We start from the raw sequence: 21221 nt of genomic DNA, 5'->3' as shown, positions 1-21221 counted from the left end.
AAAATTAGAGGTTTTTTTTATTACATTTAATAAGCATTAGAATAGCTTACTTTGGTATTTCTTTTGTTTGTATGCACACCAAATTTCACACAGCATTATGATCACCACAAAATATTTCAATTACAGACAAGTTCTAAACCTCGCAGGCGGCCATCTTATATGGCTTACGGCTTGGTGTACCTTAGTGGCAGCCCTTTTCTATTTCTTTAAGTGGAAGTGGATGATCATTCCATGGGTGCCTGTAGCCCTGATTGGTACTGCCGAAGCTTTTTATGTGGGCTTTAAAAACAATCAGGCCTACGACAGATTATGGGAAGCCCGGAAAATATGGGGTGGAATCGTCAATTCCAGCCGTTCTTTTGTTTCCATGCTGTATGCTTTTAATACCACAGGGGAAGGCAACAGTGAGACTGAAACCATGAAAAAGAAAATTGCCTACCGTCACATTGCATGGTTATACACTTTCCGTGAGCAATTACTGGTTCCTACAGAATGGGAACATATGTCTCAAAAAAGACATTTTGGGGATATTAATGTGAGAAGGCACCGACTGATTAAAGCAGGCTTTCCCGATTATGGCAGAACACCAATTTTCCTACATAAATACCTTTCAGAGCAAGAACTTGAACTGCAGCCGGAATATAAGAATTTTGCCACCTACCTGATCTCAAAACAAGCCAAAGAAGTCAATGATCTGAAAAATTTAGGTGACATTTCAGATTTCAACCAGATGCAGCTTCAGGATGCTCTCAACCTTTTTTATGATTACCAAGGGCAGGCGGAAAGAATTAAAAAATTCCCTTCACCCAGACAGTTCGCGAGTACTGCTTTTATTTTTAATGTGATCTTCATTATGCTTCTTCCCTTGGGGCTTGTCAATGAATTTGCAAAATTAGGAAACTGGGGAATATTGGTAAGCGTCCCTTTCTGTGTTATTATTGGCTGGATCTATATTGTCATGGAACTGGTTGGCGACTACTCCGAAAACCCATTTGAGGGAATGATGTTTGATATCCCAATGCTTTCCATATGCCGGACCATTGAAATCGATGTCCTCCAAATGATAGGAGAACATGAAGATCTTCCTGAACCTATCGCTTCAAAAAACGGGGTCCTTGTATAATTTACAGAACAATAGCCGTTGTATTTTTCACTTCAGAGATCATAAAAGAGCTGTGAGTGCTTGCTATATGCTGAAGTGTCGTTAGTTTGCTGAGCATAAAATTACGATAATCCCCCATGTCTTTTACACCTATTTTAAGGATATAATCGTAATCGCCACTTACATGAAAACATTCTGTAACTTCCTGTAGATTCATAACTTCCCTTTCAAACTGCAGCACAAATTCTTTTTTGTGCTGGGTTAATTTTATATGACATAACACTATAAAATCCCGGCTTACTTTATGCCGATCCAGTAATGCCACATATTTTGAGATTACACCCAGGTTTTCAAGCTTTTTTATGCGTTCATAAACAGCCGTTACAGACAAATTAAGCTTGTAAGACAGCTCTTTGGTGGTCTGTTTGCAGTCTTCCTGGAGTAAAAGAAGCAGTTTTTTATCCGTTTCATCAAAATTCATAGATAATTTTTTGGGAAAAGTTTAATAAATTCAAATATAACAAACATATTTTCTATTTAAAGCATAAATTATAGATTTATATTCTACATATTTAAATATATCTTGTAATAATTCTGAAAACAAAGCATATTTAAGCCTACAAATAAAATCTAAAAGCTTATGGAAAATTTTAATGCGGCTAATGAGATCCAGGATCTTCAGTATTTTGGTGAATTCGGAGGAGTAAATCCATCCATTTCTGACAGCTCTACTTATACATTCCTTTCCGCAAAAACCATGTTTGATACCTTTGAGGGAAATGCTGAAGGATGTTATTTATATTCCAGGCATTCATCCCCAATGAATCTTTACCTTGCCCAGGCACTTGCCAAAATGGAAAATACCGAGGCCGCCAACGTTACGGCATCCGGAATGGGTGCTATCACTTCTGTATTAATGCAAGTATGTAAAAGCGGTGACCACATTATTTCCAGCAGAACGATTTACGGTGGAACTTATGCTTTTCTTAAAAACTTTCTGCCTCCTTTTCATATTGATACCACTTTTGTAGACATCAGCAACTTTGAGTCTATAGAGAAAGCTATAACCCATAATACCAAAGTTATTTACTGCGAAAGTGTGAGCAACCCGCTTCTTGAAGTGGCAGACCTTAGAAAACTTTCAGAAATCTGTAAAAAATACAATCTGAAACTGATCGTAGATAACACCTTCTCCCCTCTTTCTGTTTCACCTACATTATTAGGTGCTGATATCGTTATTCATAGTTTAACCAAATTCATTAACGGAAGCAGCGATACGGTAGGCGGTGTATACTGCGGAACACAGGAATTCATCAATGATACGAAAAATGTAAACAACGGAGCCTGCATGCTGCTGGGACCTACTATGGACAGCTTTCGTTCTGCCAGCATCCTGAAAAATCTGAGAACACTTCACATCAGAATGAAACAGCACAGCCATAACGCCATGTATCTTGCAGAAAGGTTTGAAAAAGACGGGCTTAAAGTATCTTATCCGGGGTTGAAATCCCACAAGGATCATGAACTGATGAAAAGTATGATGTACGAGGAATATGGATTCGGGGGATTGCTGACGGTAGATGCTGGCACCACCGACAAAGCCAATGAGCTGATGGAAATGATGCAGCAGGAAAATCTGGGGTATCTGGCTGTAAGCTTAGGATTCTACAAAACTTTATTTTCATGCTCGGGAAGTTCAACTTCATCAGAGATTCCTGAAGAAGAGCGTGAAGCAATGGGCATATCGGACGGACTAATCAGATTCTCGATCGGATTGGATCACGATATCGCCAGAACTTATGAAAAAATGCGGGAATGCATGCTGAAGACAGGCGTTCTCAACCATGAAACTCTATACATATCCTAATTTTATTGTTATAAAAGCTGTCGGAATTTCTGACAGCTTTTATTTTTTAAATCTATTTTTTATGGAAATGTTTTGGGAAAGCATCTTCCGGCTTCATTCTGAAAATATTCAGGAGCACCCATGATTTAAGAAAACCGTATCCGTAGGAAAACATCTGAATATAGGTGGAAATTACCGCCATTCCGGCAATACTTATATTCTTCGTTACAAACATGGCATGGAAAAATACAAGGAATGTATACAGTCCGTAAAATGCCAGAATAATCCCTCTTCCCAGAATAAAATATTCTATAAAGCCCAAAATATATCCCAACATGAAAAGTGTTGGAAATGCAAAAGATATCTTTACATAATTAGGATGTCTCTGGTTAAGAATAGGCCTTGCACATCCGAACTGATATACCTGTTTCGAGAATTTACCCAAATCCACTCTCCGCTTATGATATACTGCAATGTCATCAAAAAAAGCAGTCGTGAAACCGTTTTCCCAAAGTGTCATGGACAGATCCGGATCTTCGCCGATCCTCATTTCGGAAAACCCGCCTACTTTTTCAAAAACCTCTTTATTCACCCCCATATTAAAGCTTCTTGGCTGAAATCTGGATACCGCTTTTTTACTTCCCCTGATTCCTCCTGTTGTAAAAACTGAGGTCATAGAATAGGAAATGGCTTTCTGCATCAGGTTAAAACCTTTATGGGCTTTATCCGCCCCACCGAAAGCATCACACGGAATGGTTTCTATATCTTTTTTAATATTTTCGATATAGTCTTTTTCTACAATCACATCGCTGTCTACAAAAAGCAGCCATTCATTCTGAGCTCTTTTTGCACCATAATTTCTGGTAAGTCCGGGACCTGAATTGTCCTTTCTGAAATATTTGATATCTAATATACCCTCAAAATTATGAATAGTAGGCTTAAGATCAATAAGAGAACCGTCGTCTACAATAACTACCTCAAACTCTTTATCCGTCTGAAAAGTTAAAGAATTCAGCAGTTCAAAAAGTTCATCCTTTCGGTTGAAAATAGCAACAACAATGGAAATGGTAGGTCTCAAATTGAAAATTTTTCAAAATTACTTATTCGCAGAGGAATCTACAAACAGTTTAACAGCTTATTCAAAGAAATTAACTTTTAAATAGGCATGTAAAAGTATCGCTTTGAAACTCTCAACACAATAATTTGACATTTTAAACAAAATCTTAAGAATCAACAGCCTGTACCTTTGTTGTAGAAATTTAAACCTAAAAAATGACACACAACATCAATCCACTACAGCATCCTGTCCAGTCAGGATTTAATGCAGAATCTACGGCTCAGGAAATCATCAGAGAAATAGATCTTACGGGCAAAACAGTAATCATCACAGGCGGCTATGCAGGAATAGGCCTCGAAACGACTAAAGTTCTTGCATCTGCGGGTGCCAAAGTAATTATTCCTGCAAGAGATATTGAAAAAGCAGGAAAGAATCTTGCAGGTATTGAAAATATTGAACTTGAAAAAATGGACCTGATGGACCCTGCGTCTATCGATAACTTTGGCCAAAGATTCCTGACATCCGGGAGAAAACTTGATCTCCTGATCAACAATGCCGGAATTATGTGGGTCCCTCTCCGGAGAGACAACAGGGGTATCGAGTCACAGCTGGCAACCAATTATCTTGGATCATTTCATTTGACAGAAAGGCTTTGGCCAGCCCTTAAAAAAGCAGACAGCGCGCGGGTACTGAATGTTTCATCTTATGGTCACCAGATGGCTCCGTTTGACTTTGAAGACCCGAACTTTGAGAAAAGAGAATACCAGACCCTGTTGGGATACGGACAGTCGAAGACAGCCTGTAATTTATTGGCCACGGCATTAGATGAAAGAGGAAAAAAGTTCAATATCAGATCCTATTCATTGCATCCTGGCTCTGTTTATGGGACGGATCTTGGAAGAGAAGAGCCCATTGACCTTTATATTCAGATGGGAACCCATGATGAAAACGGAAAAATAAAACCTGAAGTTGAAGCGAAACTAAAAACGATTCCGCAAGGTGCTGCTACAACCGTTTGGTGTGCAACAAGCCCTATGCTTCAAAATATCGGAGGCGTTTATTGTGAAAATTGTGATATCGCTGAAATTGATTTTGGACAGATAGAGCACAGATATGATGAACCTGCAACGATCCGCGGCGTCCAGCCCTACTCAATTGATAGAGACAATGCGGAAAGATTATGGACATTAAGTGAGAAAATGCTTGGCTTTAAATTCGATACGGAATAATCCATTTTTAAATACATTTGTAACTATAAACTACAGATCATGGATTTCAACATACAGTATATCACTCCGGACATCAAACTTTCTACCTATGACGACAGGCTTTTCAAAACAGAAACGGTTTTTGAATTCCATATGCTGGTCTGGTTTATATCGGGGGAAACAAAGATTATCCAGGCGGATAAAACCTATGTATTCAAAGCCGGGGATATTTTCCTGATTCCTAGAAATCATCTGGCCACGATCATCAATTATCCTAAAGATGGGCTTCCTCATAAAGCTGTGGTGATGCATCTCACCACAGAAAGACTGAAACAGTTTTATGCTTCCGTTGAAGTGAAGCATAAGACTTTTAGCCGGGAGTCTAAAATTCATAGTTTTCAAAGCCATCCGTTGCTGAAAAGCTGTCTGGCCTCACTGATTCCATATTTTGAAATGGAAGGTCCTTTCCCGGAAAACATCGCTTCCTTAAAAATCACTGAAGCGATCAGTATTTTAAGGGAAATTGATAAAGATATAGATACGGTCCTTAACGACTTTGAAGAACCGGGAAAAATTGATCTGGTTGGATTTATGGAAAAGAATTATATGTTCAATATGCCTTTAGAAAAATTTGGCTATCTGACGGGAAGAAGCCTTTCCACTTTCAACAGGGATTTCAGGAAGATTTTTCAAACTACGCCTCAGCGGTGGCTTACCCGAAAACGTCTTGAACTGGCTTATTATCATTTAAAAGAAAAACATAAAAGACCTTCGGATGTATTTTTGGAAGTCGGTTTTGAAGATCTTTCTCATTTTTCTTATGCTTTTAAAAAGCAGTATGGGCATGTACCTTCTGTTTTGATATAGTTAGTTTATCAATCTGTAGGTATGGGAGCTTGCTTAAGAAGACAAAAAGATCTGCATAATCTGCCAAATCAACGAGTTTCTATAGTAAATTCAAACTATAAAAATAAACCTGATTTAAAATAAATGAATGATACCAACGAAATAAAAAACAGGATCACAGAAGTACTAAAAAGCAGAAGTTTAAAAAGACTTTTAAAATAATACAGCTCCAGAACATACAGAAGAAAAAACAACACCCCTGAAATAGCAACTCCTATCAAAGAAATTATAATTAAAGTTTGTAAGTAATTTTCCTCCGGAAGCGAATCCTTAAAGACAAAAAAAAGTAAAACCACAGCAGCAACTATAAAACTTGCACTTACTTTCTCAGTAAAATATTTTGTTTTCTTCTTTTTTTCAGCCTTTTTATTATAATTCATTCTTAAAGATGATGAACTATTGAGGAGTAAATCCAGTCCGTTCAATATATCTCCCAATCCATCAAAAAAATTCCACATGTTTCGTTTTAGTTTAAGCAAAACTATTCCTTTTTTCAATAGAGCACAAAAAAACCTTCCGTGACCGGAAGGTTTATATTTAAAATCTTATTATTCTTTTTCAATTTTATGAAGTTTCTTCGTGCCCTCATACATTTCATATTGAAGGAATCTCGTTTCCAGCTTTCCATTAAAAAGTTTGATCTTCCTTGAAGGACGGAGTCCGATCTTCTTCACGGCTTCCAGATCGGATGAGATCAGCCAGGCCAAAGTATTCGGATAGCTTGTTTTGAATGTATCTCCGATTTTTTTGTAGAAATCATCATCGTTAATAGCAATTCTCTCATCGTAAGGCGGATTGAAAACCATCAGCAATGGGAAAAGCTCTTTTTTGGACTCAAAGAAATCCTGTTTTTTCACTTCAATCACATCTTCCATTTCTGCTGCTTCGATATTCGTTCTGGCCGCATTCAGCATTCTGTTATCAATATCATAGCCAACAATCTTCCCGGTAAACTCCCTTACTCTGTTTACCCTAACTTCTTTAATCTTTGCAAAAAGATCTGCGTCATAATTGGCCCAGTTCTGGAACGCAAATCTCCTTCTGAAAATCTGAGCAGGAAGATCCATTGCAATCATTGCCGCTTCAACAAGAAGGGTTCCTGAACCGCACATCGGGTCCAAGAAGTTTCCTTTTCCATCCCAGCCTGCCAGCTGCAGCATTCCGCTAGCCAGTACTTCATTGATAGGTGCTTCACCCTGCTCTTTTCTATAGCCTCTTTTAAATAAAGGATCTCCGGAAGAATCTAAAGAAATTGTTACTAATTCTCTGTCAATATGCAGATGAAACTTGATATCCGGGCTTTTCGTTTCTACATCAGGACGTCTTTTGAATTTTTCCTGAAAATAATCTACGATGGCGTCCTTCATTTTTAAAGTCACGAACTGCGAATGCTTGAATGTCTCCGAATTTACAGTAGAGTCAATTGCGAAAGACTGATCTACATCCATATATTCTTCCCATGCAATGGCAGAAAGCTTATTATAAAACTGATGCTGATTAAATGCTTTAAATTCAAAAACAGGAATTAAAATTTTTAATGCTGTTCTTGCCGAGTAGTTAATTTTATAAAGAAAACCGAGGTCGCCTTCACAATTGACTGCACGGTTTTTAATTTCAACGTTTTTTCCGCCTAATTTCTTAATTTCTTCTGCAAGGATCTGCTCCAGACCGAAGAATGTTTTTATCTGAATCTTTAGATTTTCTGTGTCCATAAATATTTATTAAAAGATTTAATGATTTAAAAATGAAAAGATTACAGGTTCAATTTTGCTATTAATTGAAACTTTTGATCTTTCATTATTTAAATACTTTGCTTTTAACCGCACAAATTTAGTTATTTTTGCATTATGGAATGGTTTGAATCTTGGTTTGATACACCTTATTATCATCTTCTTTATAGCAACAGGGACTATACGGAAGCCGAAAATTTCATTACAAAGCTTACTGAAGACCTTCAGTTACCCCCTTCATCCAAGATTATTGATCTGGCTTGCGGAAAAGGAAGACACTCTGTTTTTTTGAATAAACTGGGCTATGATGTATTGGGTCTTGACCTTTCCAGACAAAGTATTGAATTCGACAAGCAGTTTGAAACCCAGACACTTCTTTTCAATGTCCACGACATGCGGAACCCGATTGATGCCGATCCTATGGATGCCGTATTTAATTTATTTACCAGCTTCGGATATTTTGATAATGAAAGTGATGACAAAAAAGTTTTCCAGTCAGTTTATGGTATTTTAAAGCCGGGTGGGTATTTTGTTCTGGATTATCTGAATGAAGAATACGTAAGAAAAAACTTAATTCCTGAATCTACCATTACCCGTGGCAATATTGATTTTAAAATCCTGAAAAAGATTGAAGGACGACACATCGTCAAAGACATCCGTTTTGAAGCGGACGGAAAATCTTTTCATTTCTTTGAAAAAGTAAAGCTTCACACTTTGGAAACCATCAATTCCTACGCAACAGACTGCGGTTTTGAAAGAGTAAAGATCTGGGGCGATTACCAGCTGAATGAATTTGACCGTGAAGTTTCACCACGCTGCATCAATTTATTTAAGAAAAAAGCATGATAACAGTTGTTTTACTGATATTAAGCGTTATTACAGGGGTATTTCTGGGCAAGCATTTCGGAAAAAAAGAAAAGCTGGCTAAAAACCTGCTGGTCCTGAGTGCCGGATTCCTGATTACCATCTGCCTGAACGAAGTTTTCCCACAGGTATATACTTCTGAAGCAGGAAGCAGTCTCGGAATTTTTGTGATCGCAGGCGTATTGCTTCAGATGATCCTGGAAGCTTTGACAAAGGGTTTCGAACACGGCCATTTTCACCATCATAATGAACACAATATTCTTCCTGTAGCTTTGATGGTAGGACTATTTATACATGCTTTTATAGAAGGAATTCCTTTGGCTAATGAAGAGCATCAGCTTTCGCCTTACCTTCTGGGAATTCTGTTTCACAATCTTCCTATTTCCTTTATTCTTGGAGCCTTTTTATTCAACAGAAAAAATGAGTCCAAAACGTCACCCTATCCTTCCATTCTGATTGTTGCATTATTTGCCCTTGCTTCACCAATGGGAATGCTGCTTGGGAATTATTTCAATCCCGATCTACAGCCTTATTTTCTGGCTATTGTAGGAGGTATTTTCCTTCACATATCATCTGTGATTATTTTTGAAAGCAATAAGAATCACAATATCGACTGGATGAAAATAGGTTTGGTCATTATTGGAGTTTCATTAGCACTCATCATGCATCTTTTCCACCATCATCCGGCTGCCGGACATTCTCACTAATTATTTTTTTATTAAGCATAAAAAAGCCCCGAATTAAATCCGGAGCCTTCAATTTAATCACTCATTACACAATCTGGAATTAGAACTTCCAGCCTAATGTAATAAAGAAGTTATTCCTGTTATTTTTCACTTCTGAAACAGCAAAATAGTCTGATGACATAATTCTTGTATCAGAATAATACGCTGTATCAGTAGAAGGATTTCCTGTTTCAATACCTCTTAAGAAAGGATTGCTGTATGTAGAAGTTATATACTGATAAGATGCATCTATATAGAATGATTTGAAATCATACCCCAAACCGAATGAGGCAAGGTTTCTGTTATTAAGCATCATATCGCTGTATGACTGATCTGATGTGGAAGCATCCGGATTTACCTGGCTTATTGTTAAAGCATCAAAAGGATTGGATGTGTAAGAATAACCACCTCTCAATCTAAACTGTTGTATCCTGTATTCCGCACCTATTCTTACCTCTGAAAGGTTTTTATAATTGTCTTTGAAGAAACTGTTCAGCTCGCTTTCAGCACCTGTAACCACTTTATATTTAGGTCTTGTTAATCCTAGAGTATAATCTACATTTAATGAAAAGTTTTTGCTTGCAACAAATGCAGCACTCACTGTCGCTTTAAGCGGTGTTGTAAGATCCCTTGATTCGGCTCCGCTACCATCACCGTAATCCGGATCATTATAGAAGTTATAACTTCTGTCTATGCGCCAGAAGGTCGGAGTTTCTATAGCACCACCAATTCTGAAATTAGGACTAAGCTTTCCGATTACCCCTAATGAGGCAGAAAATCCTGAAGATCTTTCAGACATAGGAGTGTTTTGTCTGTCAAAATATTCCATGGAACCATTATCCAATGACTGGAAGGCTGCTGTATCGTACTGATCAATAGATGTGTTGAAAAAATTGAATCCTGCTCCAACATATAAATTATGATTATAATTGGCACCCACCCCAAAACTTGTTTTTGAAAGGTTTCCGTATCTGTTGTAGGCATGACCTGCAAAAGATGCACTTTTATCAGTAAAATCCTTGATCACATTATTGCTTCCGGGAGATTCTACATAATTATCCAGTGACTGGTTGGAATAATTGATTCCGATATTGATAAACTTCCATCCAGATTCGCTCATCAAAGGAAAAGCAATTACCCCTCCGATATTTCCAAGATCTGTATTAGTTTTGCTGTAATCAATGGAAGTTCCTCCCCAGCTGCTTTTATTTTTATTTCCTGCAATAGATACCGTTCCGGAAACTTCCCCGGAAATAGCTACCCCCAAACCGGCAGGATTGGTAAGCAGTGAGTTCGCGTCACCTCCTAATGCTCCGTTAGCTCCTGCCATTGCATTGAATTTTGATGAACCCACCATGGGAGTGCTGGAATAAACATCTACAGTATTTCTCAATATAGAAACATCCTGTGCCTGCGCATAAAATGCAGCAGAAACACTCATTAATACTAAAGATTTTTTTAACATTATTTTTTTAATAGTTATTAAGTTTGAAATTATCTTCCGCCTCTGAAGCCGCCGCCTCCACCGCCGGATCTCATACCGCCGCCGCCTGAAGAACCGCCTCTAAAGCCTCCACCTGAAGAGCCTCCGCTTGACCTGAAACCTCCGTTGTCATTGGATCTGAAACCTCCGTTATTGTAGTTTGGCTGAGAGTTATAATTAGGTCTTGGTTGAGAATTTGAATTACGGAATCCTCCTGACTGTGGCTGTGTTCTATATCCGCCATTCCCTTGTCTGAATCCTCCGTTGTTATATGAACCATTGTTTCTGAAACCGCCGTTCGTACTGCCGTTTCGGAAACCGTTATTAGTCGATGTACTGCGGAAACCATTTCCACTGTTTCGGAAGCCAGAGGTATTGGTTCTGTACACAGCATTCGTTAAACCAGGATTGCTGAATCCACCACCGCCGCTTCTTCTGTAAACCGGTCTGTAACCATTACCCCAGTAGCCGCCATTCCAGCCCCAATATGGGTAACCGTAACCGCCGCCCCAGAACGGGTCATAATATCCGCCCCAATAAGGAGAATATCCATATCCCCAGTAAGGACTTCCCCAGCCCCAGCCGAATGATCCTCCCCATCCAAACGATCCACCCCAGCCCCAGGACATATTCATTCCCCAGCCCCAGCCGCGGTTCATTCCCCAATAAGGACTATAACCGCCATACCATCCCCAAGGAGAACCCCAGGAATTATCATAATAGTTGGTCTGAGACCCGGCAAATGCACCCCAGTCTGAATCGGTAGCGTTTGTGTTCCAGTTATTATCGCTCCATGTACTGTATTTGTTGTCCTGTTCTCTGGAATTAGCCTGCGCATTCTGGATCACATTAGAGTCTTGATAATAATCATAATTTTCTCCTACCCTGTTACCGCCATCATGGATGATTACTCCTTCTGGCAGGGTATCTTTATTAGGGTCGTAGTATACCCCATCGGTCTCCGTGTATCCTCCCATTTGAGCACCACAAGACACAAGCAGCAATCCGCCTGATATTGCCAAAATCCCTTTGGATTTTAACACACCAAGCAAATTTTTATGTATATTTCTTTTCATGATAACGTAAAGATTTTTAATTTAAATTATATTTGCAATCTGTACCAAAAATGTACCAAAACACTGGTAAAAAAATCTATCAAAAATAGATTTTTATTTTTAGATTACAATAATGTACAAAAGTTAAAAAAATTAAAAAAAATAATGGCAAAATTAACCTCAAGAAGCGAAGATTACAGCAAATGGTATAATGAGTTGGTGGTAAAAGCTGACTTAGCTGAAAACTCTGGAGTGCGAGGATGCATGGTGATTAAACCATACGGCTATGCAATCTGGGAAAAAATGCGTGATGAAATGGATAAAAGATTCAAAGAAACAGGTCACGTTAATGCTTATTTCCCGCTTTTTGTGCCCAAAAGCCTGTTTGAGGCAGAAGAAAAAAATGCAGAAGGTTTTGCTAAAGAATGTGCAGTAGTTACCCATTATAGATTAAAAACGGACCCGGACAATCCACACAAACTTATCGTAGATCCGGATGCTAAATTAGAGGAAGAGCTTATTGTACGCCCTACTTCTGAAGCCATTATCTGGAATACATACAAAAACTGGATCCAGTCTTACAGAGACCTGCCGATCCTGATCAACCAATGGGCCAATGTTGTCCGTTGGGAAATGAGAACCCGTTTGTTTCTTAGAACAGCGGAATTCCTTTGGCAGGAAGGGCACACGGCACATGCTACCAAAGATGAAGCTGTGGAAGAAGCTGAAAAAATGAATGATGTATATGCAGATTTTGCAGAAAAGTTCATGGCGATGCCTGTTATTAAAGGGCTAAAAACACCGTCTGAAAGATTTGCCGGAGCTGACGAAACCTATTGTATCGAAGCGTTGATGCAGGATGGAAAAGCACTTCAGGCAGGAACATCTCACTTCTTAGGCCAAAATTTCGCGAAAGCATTCGATGTGAAATTCACCAATAAGGAAGGGAAGATTGAACATGCATGGGCAACTTCATGGGGAACTTCCACCCGTTTAATGGGAGCTTTGATCATGACCCATTCCGATGATTTCGGATTGGTGCTTCCTCCTACCCTGGCTCCAATTCAGGTGGTTATTGTTCCTATCTTCAAAGGAGAAGAGCAATTGGCCCAGATCAGTGAAGTGGCACTTGATATCGTAGCTAAATTAAAGGCAAAAGGCATCTCTGTTAAATTTGATGATGATACCCATAACAAACCGGGATGGAAGTTTGCAGAATACGAATTAAAAGGAGTTCCTGTAAGAATTGCAATGGGACCAAGAGATCTTGAAAATAAATCTGTAGAAATTGCAAGAAGAGACAACCTGACTAAAGAAGTTCGTTCTATCGAAGGAATTGACACTTATATTCAGGAGTTGTTGCAGACCATACAGAAAGACCTTTATGAAAAAGCATTTAATTTCAGAAAAGATAATATCACAAGAGTAGATACTTATGAGGAATTCAAGAAAGTTCTTGAAGAAAAAGGAGGTTTTATTTATGCACATTGGGATGGAACTGCTGAAGAAGAGGAACAGATCAAGGACGAAACAAAGGCTACTATTAGATGTATTCCTTTAGATGATGATATTGAAGAAGGTATTTCTCTGATCAGTGGAAAACCGTCTAAGAGACGTGTATTATTCGCAAAAGCTTACTAGTAATTTTTACTGATTTTCAAAAACTTTGCTGGAAATTAAATAAATATTTAAAAAAAATGACTTTTGGACAGATTTTTGTTTAAATTTATGCAACATTAATCTAAAAAAATAATTTATTATGTCTTTAAATGTCATTGATTTAATTAAAGGACAGTTAGGTCCCGCTTTAATTTCGCAAGCAGCTTCTCAGTTTGGAGAAAGTGAATCCGGTATTTCAAAAGCAATTGGAGGATTGCTTCCTGCAGTTGTAGGAGGATTAGCCAATAATTCTGATAATCCGGGAGTTTTGGATGCAATTACCAACGCTTCATCAAGCGGAATTTTAGGAAATTTAGTAGGAGGTGCTTCTAGTAATCCTATAATTTCCAATTTACTGACGTCTATTTTTGGAGACAAGATCAGTGGAATAGTGAATGCCATTGCAACCTATGCAGGAATCAGTAATAATTCTTCAAGTTCGCTGCTTAATTTAGTAACAGGAGCTACGGTAGGTACTATCGGAAAATATGCTACTGATAATAATTTAGGCAAATCTGGAATTTCGAACCTGTTAGGTGAACAAAAAGGAATCATTTCTTCACTTTTACCGGCAGGACTTTCCCTGGCATCCCTAAATTTAGGAAGCTGGTTTGGAGGAAGCAGCTCTCATGCTGAAGCAGCTCCAAGACAAGAAGAGCCTAAAATAGAAGTTACAAGAAGTACTACATCTGCAGGAACCAATCCTGACAGAAATAATAATGATGGCGGAGGTTCAATCTGGAAATGGTTGCTTCCGCTTTTACTTTTAATCGCTGCAGCTTATTTTATTTGGAAGCAGTGTGAGAAGAAAGAAACAACTACAACTACCACAGTAGTGGACTCTACAGGATCAACCACTGATACTGCGGCTACCATTGCCCCTGCGGATACTTCCGCAACAACTGCAACAACAACCAGAACAGATGAAAATATTGATCTTAACGGTGTAATGCTGAAAGGATACAAAGGTGGTATGGAAGATCAGATGATTACTTTCCTTAAGTCAGGTGATTATAAAAATGCAGCTGATGATGCAGCATTGAAAGATAAGTGGTATGATTTTGACCATGTAAACTTCAAAATGGGAAGTTCTACTGAATTGGAAGCAGGTTCTCAGGGACAGCTTGATAACTTGGTGGCTATTTTAAAAGCATTCCCGGATGCAAAAATCAAAATAGGAGGATATACTGATAAAACAGGAAATGAAGCTTCTAACGTAAAACTATCTCAGGCCAGAGCTGATTTCATCAAAAGTGCTTTAGCAAAAGCAGGAGTTGGTGCTCAGGTTTTAGGTGCTGAGGGTTACGGAAGCAAATTTGCTACAGTAGATGCTAAAGCTTCCGATGCAGAAAGAGCTGCGGACAGAAAAATGTCTGTAAGATTTGCAAAATAGATTTTTAGAATCTTTAAAAATAGGATCCCGGAAATAATTTCCGGGATTTTTTTATTTACATACTTTCACATTTATATTTATTTAATTAAATTTGTTAGTCATTTCTAACATTTATGAATTTCAAATTAAACAGCGCCTGGCGTAAAGATAAAACATCCCACTCCCTCTCCGAGGTCTATTCCTCTATAAAAGTTCCCCGAAATGCCCCGTTTTGGCGCAAGTATCTGGCATTTGCCGGTCCGGGGCTCATGATTGCCGTTGGATATATGGATCCGGGAAACTGGGCTACTGATATTGCCGGAGGTGCCCAGTTTGGGTATACTCTGCTTTCTGTAATTCTTATTTCAAATATTTTCGCAATGGTTTTACAGCATTTATCTGTGAAATTAGGAGTTGTTGCCGAAAGGGATCTTGCTCAGGCCTGTCGTGATCACTTCAATCCTACCACCAATTTTATTCTGTGGGTGTTTTGTGAAATAGCCATTGCTGCCTGTGATCTTGCCGAGGTGATTGGTTCTGCCATTGCATTAAATCTCCTGTTTCACATTCCTCTTACCTGGGGAATTGTGATTACCACAGTGGATGTTCTGATCATTCTTCTGCTTCAGTCCAAGGGTTTCCGATGGATAGAAAGTATTGTGGGTGGACTTATTTTTATTATTTTGGCCTGCTTCATTTATGAAATTATAATTTCAGAACCGGCTTTTAATGAAATCCTTGGCGGATTGGTTCCTCAAAAGGAAATCATCCAGAACCCGGCCATGCTTTATATCGCTATCGGTATTTTAGGCGCCACCGTAATGCCTCATAATTTATACCTGCACAGCAGTATCGTTCAGACAAGAGATTATCCGCGGGACCGGGAAGGTAAAAAGGAAGCCATAAAATTTGCAACTCTGGACAGTACCGTTTCATTGATGCTGGCTTTCTTTATCAATGCAGCTATTCTTATCCTTGCTGCCGCAACCTTTCATACTACAGGAAATAAACACGTGGCAGATATTCATGATGCCTATAAAATGCTGACTCCTATTTTAGGTGCTTCTATGGCAAGTATTGCTTTTGCGATTGCCTTATTGGCGTCAGGGCAAAATTCTACACTTACAGGAACGCTTGCAGGCCAGATCGTTATGGAAGGTTTCTTAAATATCCGGTTAAAACCATGGCTACGAAGACTGATTACAAGACTTATTGCTGTTATTCCCGCTTTAATTGTTGCTATTATTTATGGTGAACAGGGGACAACTGATTTACTGGTTTTAAGCCAGGTAATTTTATCCATGCAGCTGAGTTTTGCAGTAGTTCCCCTGGTTATGTTTACCAACGACAAGACTAAAATGGGAGAATTCGTGAATAAGCCTTTCTTGAAAATATCTGTCTGGCTCATTTCTATTATCATTATTATCCTAAATCTGTACTTACTATACCAAACGTTTACCGGATAGAAAAGATGAAATGTTAATGGTGAATTCTCAATCGTGAATTTTATAACAGCCGGTAATTGACCATTAACTTGCATAGCAAAATTGACCTTTCACAATTAAAAGTATAATGAATAGTGAATTGGCAATTGTGAATTTTTACCACACCGGTAATTGACCATTAACTTGCGTAGCAAAATTGACCATTCAAACTTAAAGTGTAGTGAATAGTGAATTGGCAATTGTGAATCTTATAACAGCCGTTAATTGACTATTGAATTGCACAGCAAAATTGACCATTCACAATCAATCAGCTTCTCTATTTTCTGCCTTAATGTCCATTTTTTGTATTTGGCAGGTTCTTTGTCAATCAATTCTTTAAATAAATATTGAATTATGGAAAACCAGGATATTAACGAAGAAAGCATCAATAATCAGGAAATAAACAACATTCAGGACGAAGCGGTATCTGAGGACAATGTGACAGCTAAACCTTCTGCAGAAGAACTTTTGGCAGAAGAAAAGGACCGTTATATCAGATTGTACGCTGAATTCGAAAATTATAAAAAAAGAACATCCAAAGAGAAAATGGAATTCTTCCAGTATGCCAACCAGGATATGATGGTTTCTATGCTGGGTGTTTTGGATGACTTTGAAAGGGCTTTAAAAGAAATTGCTAAAAACGGAAATCCATCTGACCTTCAAGGTGTTGAGCTGATCTATCAGAAGTTTAAAAACAAACTCACGGAAAAAGGCTTAAAAGCTATGGAAGTTAATGCAGGTGATACGTTCAACGTAGATTTCCATGAAGCCATTACTCAGATTCCTGCTCCATCTGAAGATCTGAAAGGCAAAATCGTAGATGTTATTGAAACAGGATATACTTTAGGTGATAAAGTGATCCGTTTTGCAAAAGTAGTAACAGGAAACTAATATTAAAATAAATGATAAATGATGATAGATAATTGATTGGCAGCAGGCTTTAAACCATATGCAATAAACATCAGTTATCATTTATCAGTAATCAATTATAATCAACATGTCAAAAAGAGATTATTACGAAGTTCTTGAGATCAGTAAATCTGCATCAGCTGACGAGATAAAGAAAGCATACCGAAAAATGGCCATCAAATATCACCCGGATAAGAATCCAGGAGATAAAGAGGCTGAAGAAAAATTCAAGGAAGCTGCAGAAGCTTATGAAGTACTGAGCGACGACCAGAAACGTGCCAGATATGATCAGTTCGGCCATGCCGGAATGGGTGGTAATGGAGGTTTCGGAGGCGGAGGCTTCGGCGGAGGGATGAACATGGAGGATATTTTCAGCCAGTTTGGAGATATTTTTGGTGGTGGCTTTGGCGGCTTTGGTGGAAACGGCGGAGGACGTCAGCAGGTGAAGGGATCTAATTTAAGGATCAGAATCAAACTGAATCTTGAAGAAATGGTGAACGGAACACAAAAAACCATCAAAGTAAAAAAAATGAAGATGGCGGAAGGTGCCACCTCAAAAGTATGCCCTACCTGTAACGGTTCCGGTGTTCAGCTTAAAGTGATGAACACCATGTTCGGACAGATGCAGACACAGACTACCTGCAGTACCTGTCAGGGAATCGGTAAAGTGGCAGATAAAATTCCAGCAGGAGCCAATGCACAGGGATTAATAAAAGATGAGGAAGAAATTTCCATCAATATTCCGGCAGGGGCAAGAGATGGCATCCAGCTTAATGTAAGAGGAAAAGGAAATGATGCTCCTTTCGGCGGAATTCCAGGAGACCTTTTAGTGATCATTGAAGAGGAAGTTGATAAAACAATTAAGAGAGAGGGAGATAATCTTCACCAGGAATTATATGTTTCATTTGCAGAAGCAGCTTTGGGAACTAAGAAAGAAGTTCCTACAGTAGGCGGTAAAGTGAAAATTACTGTTGATCCGGGTACACAGTCCGGAAAGATCCTTAGACTGGCAGGAAAAGGCCTTCCAAGCATCGACAGCTATGGAAAAGGTGATATGTTCATTCACATTAATGTATGGACCCCACAAAAACTGACTAAAGAACAGAAAGATTTCTTTGAAAAGCAGATGTCAAGTGGAGAAATGGTTGCAGAACCTTCCGGAAAGGAGAAGACTTTTTTTGACAAAGTAAAAGATTTATTCAATTAATCTGGAGAGGCTTACAAGGCCTCTTTTTATTCAAATATAAAAAAACTCAGCAGTACAGTACTGCTGAGTTTTTTTGTTGTTATATCTGTAAACAATTATTTTTTAAATGCCAGTGAGTAGATTTTCTTCCCTGCCGTAAAAATAGCTACAGCACCTAATCCTCCTATAAGACCAAGAATAATTTCCTTTAAAATAGTCAGAAATTCATTAGAAGACCAGGAAGGTAAAACATGGTGAAGAAATTCAATTCTATGGGCAAAAATACCACCAGCTACCATAATTAAGGCAATTGTCCCGATCACTCCCAAAGCTTTAATAACGATAGGGAGAGCTTTTACCAACAGATGTCCAAGCTTTCCAAAGAACCCTTTATCATTACTTTTTTTGATTAGCTTAAATCCTGCATCATCCATTCTTACGATTAAAGCAACAATTCCGTAAACTCCTACAGTCGCAATAAATGCTACCAAACTGGTTACTAAAATCTGAGTAATGAAAGGATGATTTTCTTCCAAAACTGTTCCTAAAGCAATAATTACAATCTCAATTGATAAAATAAAATCTGTAGTAATTGCCGATTTTACCTTTGCTTTTTCTATCTCTTCATCACTTTTTTCATCCTCAATAATTTCTTCCACAACTTCATGACCTTCTTTTTCGCGGTGAAAAAGAAATTCTATAATTTTTTCAACCCCTTCAAAAGCCAAATATAATCCTCCGAGAATCAATACGTAATTAATTGCAGGTGCATACAGCCAGTTGAGCAAAAATACAACGGGCAGAATGATCAATTTGTTGATAAATGAGCCTTTTGTAATTGCCCACAAAACCGGAATTTCCCGTGAAGAAAGGAAACCTGTGGCCTTCTCTGCATTCACAGCCAGATCATCGCCAAGGATACCCGCTGTTTTCTGTGTGGCTATTTTACTTGTCACCGCTACATCATCCATCAGTGCCGCGATATCATCTAAAATTGCAAAAAAACCAGATGCCATATTATTTTAATGTTTTTTTAATATATGTTAAGTCGAGCAAAAATAATTATTAAAATCTATTTTTAATTTGTTTCTGGATATTAATTTAAAATATTTTCTGATGATGAGCAGTTTAATTGAAAAAACTCTGCTTACTTTTACCCTGTTTAAAAAAACGGCAATACCATGAACTGTAAACATTATATTTTCTTTTTAGGGTGTATAACTTTTATATCCAGTACATTCTGTTCTCCATTCAAGGCCCAAAATACAACGGATGTTCCCGTGGATAACTTAGAAAAGAAAAAAAAGGAAATAGATGGGATTATCAGGGCTTATTCTGCAATTAATAAATTTAATGGAACAGCACTGATCCATTATCAAAATAAAACCATCTTTGAAAAATCTTATGGCTGGCAGAATGCAGAAAAGAAAATTCCTAATCAAAACAACAGCATTTACCAGATTGCTTCTTTAACGAAATCTTTTACTGCATTAACTATCGTAAAGCTAAGCGAGGAAGGAAAACTCTCTGTAAAAGATCCTATCTCTAAATTTATTGCAGGTTATCCCAGAGGAAATGAAATTACAGTCGAGCATCTCCTCACGCACACTTCAGGAATTTATGAACCATTGCGAAACAAGGAATATTTCCGTCTTCTTCATACGGGAGAAAGCATTAGCCCAAATAAGGAAATTTCTTTTTTCAAGGATGAGCCTTTAGATTTTGAACCGGGAAGCCAATTTTCATATACCAATTCGGGATATATTCTGCTTGGAGTTATTATTGAAAAAATTACAGGCCTTTCTTATGAAGATGCTGTGAGAAAATTTATCTTAGATCCCCTGAAAATGAATCATACCGGCTTTGATTACCCAGCTTTGAAAAGTCCGGACAAAACCGTTCCTTACGCTTACCTTTCAAAAACAAGACAGGAAAAAACAGAAATATGGAATCCTGAATTAACAGCTTCTGCAGGGCAGATTTACAGCACAGCTGAAGATCTTTACAAATACTATAAAGGACTCAGAGATTATAAGATTGTTTCTAAAGAAACGTTCAGGAAAGCAACAACACCTTTTCTAAGCGGCTACGGCTACGGCTGGTTTATTGATGATCTTTACGGAAAAAAAGTGATTAATCACGGAGGAAATATTGAAGGTGCGACAAGTTATTTGGCGATGATTCCTGATGATGACATCTGCATTATACTGCTCAACAATATTACCAGTAAAAAGCTGGAAAAAGCGGGCAATACGATTCTGGGTGCGCTTTTAAATCAACCTTATGAGCTTCCAAAGCCAAAAAAAGAAATACTCCCGGACGATTCTATTCTTAAAAAATATGCGGGTAATTATAAATTGTCGGAAGATAATACAATTCATATTTTGTATGAAAATGGGCAGCTTTTTATTCAGAATAACAACGAACCAAAAGTAAGAATGCTGGCTGAAAATGACCATTCGTTTTTTCTGCAGGATGACGACAGTGAAATTACCTTTATTTTCAAAGAGGGCGAGAAAGGTGTAATTACCATCAAAAAAGGACTTTCATCAAAGACAGGAGAAAAGCTTTAAGCTTTAATTTTTCTCATCTCTGTGTATGAATATTGGATTCCTACCTATCAAAAATCATTATC

The 21221-nt window shown here is 38.1% G+C and carries 19 protein-coding genes; 12 read left to right on the top strand and 7 right to left on the bottom strand.

Translation table 11 applies throughout. The features are described from left to right. Positions 1 to 97 precede the first annotated feature (97 nt). Positions 98 to 1123 carry a bestrophin family protein gene (locus LC418_RS07860; RefSeq protein WP_111960932.1) on the top strand — a complete coding sequence of 342 codons (1026 nt, stop codon included), beginning with the start codon at positions 98 to 100 and terminating at the stop codon, positions 1121 to 1123. 1 nt (position 1124) lies between these two features. On the opposite strand, the gene LC418_RS07855 is transcribed toward LC418_RS07860, so the two are convergent. Beyond that, the gene (locus LC418_RS07855) at positions 1125 to 1583 is read right to left on the bottom strand and encodes an Lrp/AsnC family transcriptional regulator (protein WP_111960931.1); all 459 of its coding nucleotides are present in this window, start codon (positions 1581 to 1583) and stop codon (positions 1125 to 1127) included. Between the two features lie 159 nt (positions 1584 to 1742). Here LC418_RS07855 and LC418_RS07850 point away from each other — a divergent pair, with 159 nt between their 5' ends. Further along, complete coding sequence (locus tag LC418_RS07850) at positions 1743 to 2969, top strand: aminotransferase class I/II-fold pyridoxal phosphate-dependent enzyme (RefSeq protein WP_223558672.1); 1227 nt, start codon at positions 1743 to 1745, stop codon at positions 2967 to 2969. A gap of 52 nt (positions 2970 to 3021) precedes the next feature. On the opposite strand, the gene LC418_RS07845 is transcribed toward LC418_RS07850, so the two are convergent. Continuing rightward, positions 3022 to 4026, bottom strand: coding sequence for a glycosyltransferase family 2 protein (locus tag LC418_RS07845; RefSeq protein WP_111960929.1), 1005 nt, complete (start codon positions 4024 to 4026; stop codon positions 3022 to 3024). A 194-nt stretch (positions 4027 to 4220) separates the two neighbouring features. On the opposite strand from LC418_RS07845, the gene LC418_RS07840 reads away from it, so the two are divergent. Beyond that, entirely contained in the window at positions 4221 to 5234 is a 1014-nt protein-coding gene (locus tag LC418_RS07840; RefSeq protein ID WP_223558671.1) for an SDR family NAD(P)-dependent oxidoreductase, read from the top strand. Between the two features lie 39 nt (positions 5235 to 5273). Beyond that, positions 5274 to 6080 (top strand): helix-turn-helix domain-containing protein, encoded by an 807-nt coding sequence (locus tag LC418_RS07835; protein ID WP_223558670.1) that lies wholly within the window; start codon positions 5274 to 5276, stop codon positions 6078 to 6080. Between the two features lie 95 nt (positions 6081 to 6175). On the opposite strand, the gene LC418_RS07830 is transcribed toward LC418_RS07835, so the two are convergent. After that, positions 6176 to 6577, bottom strand: coding sequence for a branched-chain amino acid ABC transporter substrate-binding protein (locus LC418_RS07830; protein WP_223558669.1), 402 nt, complete (start codon positions 6575 to 6577; stop codon positions 6176 to 6178). 90 nt (positions 6578 to 6667) lie between these two features. Beyond that, positions 6668 to 7831, bottom strand: coding sequence for a THUMP domain-containing class I SAM-dependent RNA methyltransferase (locus tag LC418_RS07825; RefSeq protein ID WP_223558668.1), 1164 nt, complete (start codon positions 7829 to 7831; stop codon positions 6668 to 6670). 135 nt (positions 7832 to 7966) lie between these two features. On the opposite strand from LC418_RS07825, the gene LC418_RS07820 reads away from it, so the two are divergent. Both LC418_RS07820 and LC418_RS07815 read left to right on the top strand, forming a co-directional pair. Beyond that, positions 7967 to 8695, top strand: coding sequence for a class I SAM-dependent DNA methyltransferase (locus LC418_RS07820; RefSeq protein ID WP_223558667.1), 729 nt, complete (start codon positions 7967 to 7969; stop codon positions 8693 to 8695). Next, complete coding sequence (locus LC418_RS07815; RefSeq protein ID WP_111960944.1) at positions 8695 to 9420, top strand: ZIP family metal transporter; 726 nt, start codon at positions 8695 to 8697, stop codon at positions 9418 to 9420. The genes LC418_RS07820 and LC418_RS07815 overlap by 1 nt, the downstream gene beginning before the upstream one ends. Before the next feature lie 79 nt (positions 9421 to 9499). Here the strand turns inward: LC418_RS07815 and LC418_RS07810 are convergent, their stop codons facing one another. Next, positions 9500 to 10903, bottom strand: a complete 1404-nt coding sequence (locus LC418_RS07810) for an OmpP1/FadL family transporter (RefSeq protein WP_223558666.1) — start codon at positions 10901 to 10903, stop codon at positions 9500 to 9502. 29 nt (positions 10904 to 10932) lie between these two features. Beyond that, positions 10933 to 11997 carry a prolyl-tRNA synthetase gene (locus tag LC418_RS20970; protein WP_276530512.1) on the bottom strand — a complete coding sequence of 355 codons (1065 nt, stop codon included), beginning with the start codon at positions 11995 to 11997 and terminating at the stop codon, positions 10933 to 10935. A 144-nt stretch (positions 11998 to 12141) separates the two neighbouring features. Between LC418_RS20970 and proS the strand changes: the two genes are divergently transcribed. The 5 genes from proS (at position 12142) to dnaJ (ending at position 18607) form a co-directional block, all read left to right on the top strand. Continuing rightward, complete coding sequence (proS, locus tag LC418_RS07800) at positions 12142 to 13617, top strand: proline--tRNA ligase (protein WP_111956267.1); 1476 nt, start codon at positions 12142 to 12144, stop codon at positions 13615 to 13617. Positions 13618 to 13735: 118 nt separating this feature from the next. Further along, positions 13736 to 15028 (top strand): OmpA family protein, encoded by a 1293-nt coding sequence (locus LC418_RS07795; protein WP_223558665.1) that lies wholly within the window; start codon positions 13736 to 13738, stop codon positions 15026 to 15028. A gap of 113 nt (positions 15029 to 15141) precedes the next feature. Beyond that, entirely contained in the window at positions 15142 to 16473 is a 1332-nt protein-coding gene (locus LC418_RS07790; RefSeq protein ID WP_111956215.1) for an Nramp family divalent metal transporter, read from the top strand. A gap of 372 nt (positions 16474 to 16845) precedes the next feature. After that, positions 16846 to 17382 carry a nucleotide exchange factor GrpE gene (locus LC418_RS07785; protein ID WP_111956213.1) on the top strand — a complete coding sequence of 179 codons (537 nt, stop codon included), beginning with the start codon at positions 16846 to 16848 and terminating at the stop codon, positions 17380 to 17382. Between the two features lie 106 nt (positions 17383 to 17488). After that, the gene (dnaJ, locus tag LC418_RS07780) at positions 17489 to 18607 is read left to right on the top strand and encodes a molecular chaperone DnaJ (RefSeq protein WP_111956211.1); all 1119 of its coding nucleotides are present in this window, start codon (positions 17489 to 17491) and stop codon (positions 18605 to 18607) included. A 95-nt stretch (positions 18608 to 18702) separates the two neighbouring features. Here dnaJ and LC418_RS07775 read toward each other — a convergent pair whose 3' ends face one another. After that, positions 18703 to 19602, bottom strand: a complete 900-nt coding sequence (locus LC418_RS07775; RefSeq protein WP_111956209.1) for a DUF808 domain-containing protein — start codon at positions 19600 to 19602, stop codon at positions 18703 to 18705. A gap of 165 nt (positions 19603 to 19767) precedes the next feature. Between LC418_RS07775 and LC418_RS07770 the strand changes: the two genes are divergently transcribed. Then, positions 19768 to 21159 carry a serine hydrolase gene (locus LC418_RS07770; protein WP_223558664.1) on the top strand — a complete coding sequence of 464 codons (1392 nt, stop codon included), beginning with the start codon at positions 19768 to 19770 and terminating at the stop codon, positions 21157 to 21159. Positions 21160 to 21221 lie beyond the last annotated feature (62 nt).

Origin of the sequence: Chryseobacterium lathyri (assembly GCF_019970085.1) — a bacterium.
GTDB lineage: Bacteria > Bacteroidota > Bacteroidia > Flavobacteriales > Weeksellaceae > Chryseobacterium > Chryseobacterium lathyri.
This window is presented reverse-complemented; position numbering and strand designations above follow the sequence as displayed.

Bases quoted from the DNA above. Each gene is read 5' to 3' on its own strand.
- LC418_RS07860 (WP_111960932.1), top strand. From the start codon at position 98: ATGATCACCACAAAATATTTCAATTACAGACAAGTTCTAAACCTCGCA.
- LC418_RS07855 (WP_111960931.1), bottom strand. From the start codon at position 1,583: ATGAATTTTGATGAAACGGATAAAAAACTGCTTCTTTTACTCCAGGAA.
- LC418_RS07850 (WP_223558672.1), top strand. From the start codon at position 1,743: ATGGAAAATTTTAATGCGGCTAATGAGATCCAGGATCTTCAGTATTTT.
- LC418_RS07840 (WP_223558671.1), top strand. From the start codon at position 4,221: ATGACACACAACATCAATCCACTACAGCATCCTGTCCAGTCAGGATTT.
- LC418_RS07835 (WP_223558670.1), top strand. From the start codon at position 5,274: ATGGATTTCAACATACAGTATATCACTCCGGACATCAAACTTTCTACC.
- LC418_RS07830 (WP_223558669.1), bottom strand. From the start codon at position 6,577: ATGTGGAATTTTTTTGATGGATTGGGAGATATATTGAACGGACTGGAT.
- LC418_RS07825 (WP_223558668.1), bottom strand. From the start codon at position 7,831: ATGGACACAGAAAATCTAAAGATTCAGATAAAAACATTCTTCGGTCTG.
- LC418_RS07820 (WP_223558667.1), top strand. From the start codon at position 7,967: ATGGAATGGTTTGAATCTTGGTTTGATACACCTTATTATCATCTTCTT.
- LC418_RS07810 (WP_223558666.1), bottom strand. From the start codon at position 10,903: ATGTTAAAAAAATCTTTAGTATTAATGAGTGTTTCTGCTGCATTTTAT.
- LC418_RS20970 (WP_276530512.1), bottom strand. From the start codon at position 11,997: ATGAAAAGAAATATACATAAAAATTTGCTTGGTGTGTTAAAATCCAAA.
- proS (WP_111956267.1), top strand. From the start codon at position 12,142: ATGGCAAAATTAACCTCAAGAAGCGAAGATTACAGCAAATGGTATAAT.
- LC418_RS07795 (WP_223558665.1), top strand. From the start codon at position 13,736: ATGTCTTTAAATGTCATTGATTTAATTAAAGGACAGTTAGGTCCCGCT.
- LC418_RS07790 (WP_111956215.1), top strand. From the start codon at position 15,142: ATGAATTTCAAATTAAACAGCGCCTGGCGTAAAGATAAAACATCCCAC.
- LC418_RS07785 (WP_111956213.1), top strand. From the start codon at position 16,846: ATGGAAAACCAGGATATTAACGAAGAAAGCATCAATAATCAGGAAATA.
- dnaJ (WP_111956211.1), top strand. From the start codon at position 17,489: ATGTCAAAAAGAGATTATTACGAAGTTCTTGAGATCAGTAAATCTGCA.
- LC418_RS07775 (WP_111956209.1), bottom strand. From the start codon at position 19,602: ATGGCATCTGGTTTTTTTGCAATTTTAGATGATATCGCGGCACTGATG.
- LC418_RS07770 (WP_223558664.1), top strand. From the start codon at position 19,768: ATGAACTGTAAACATTATATTTTCTTTTTAGGGTGTATAACTTTTATA.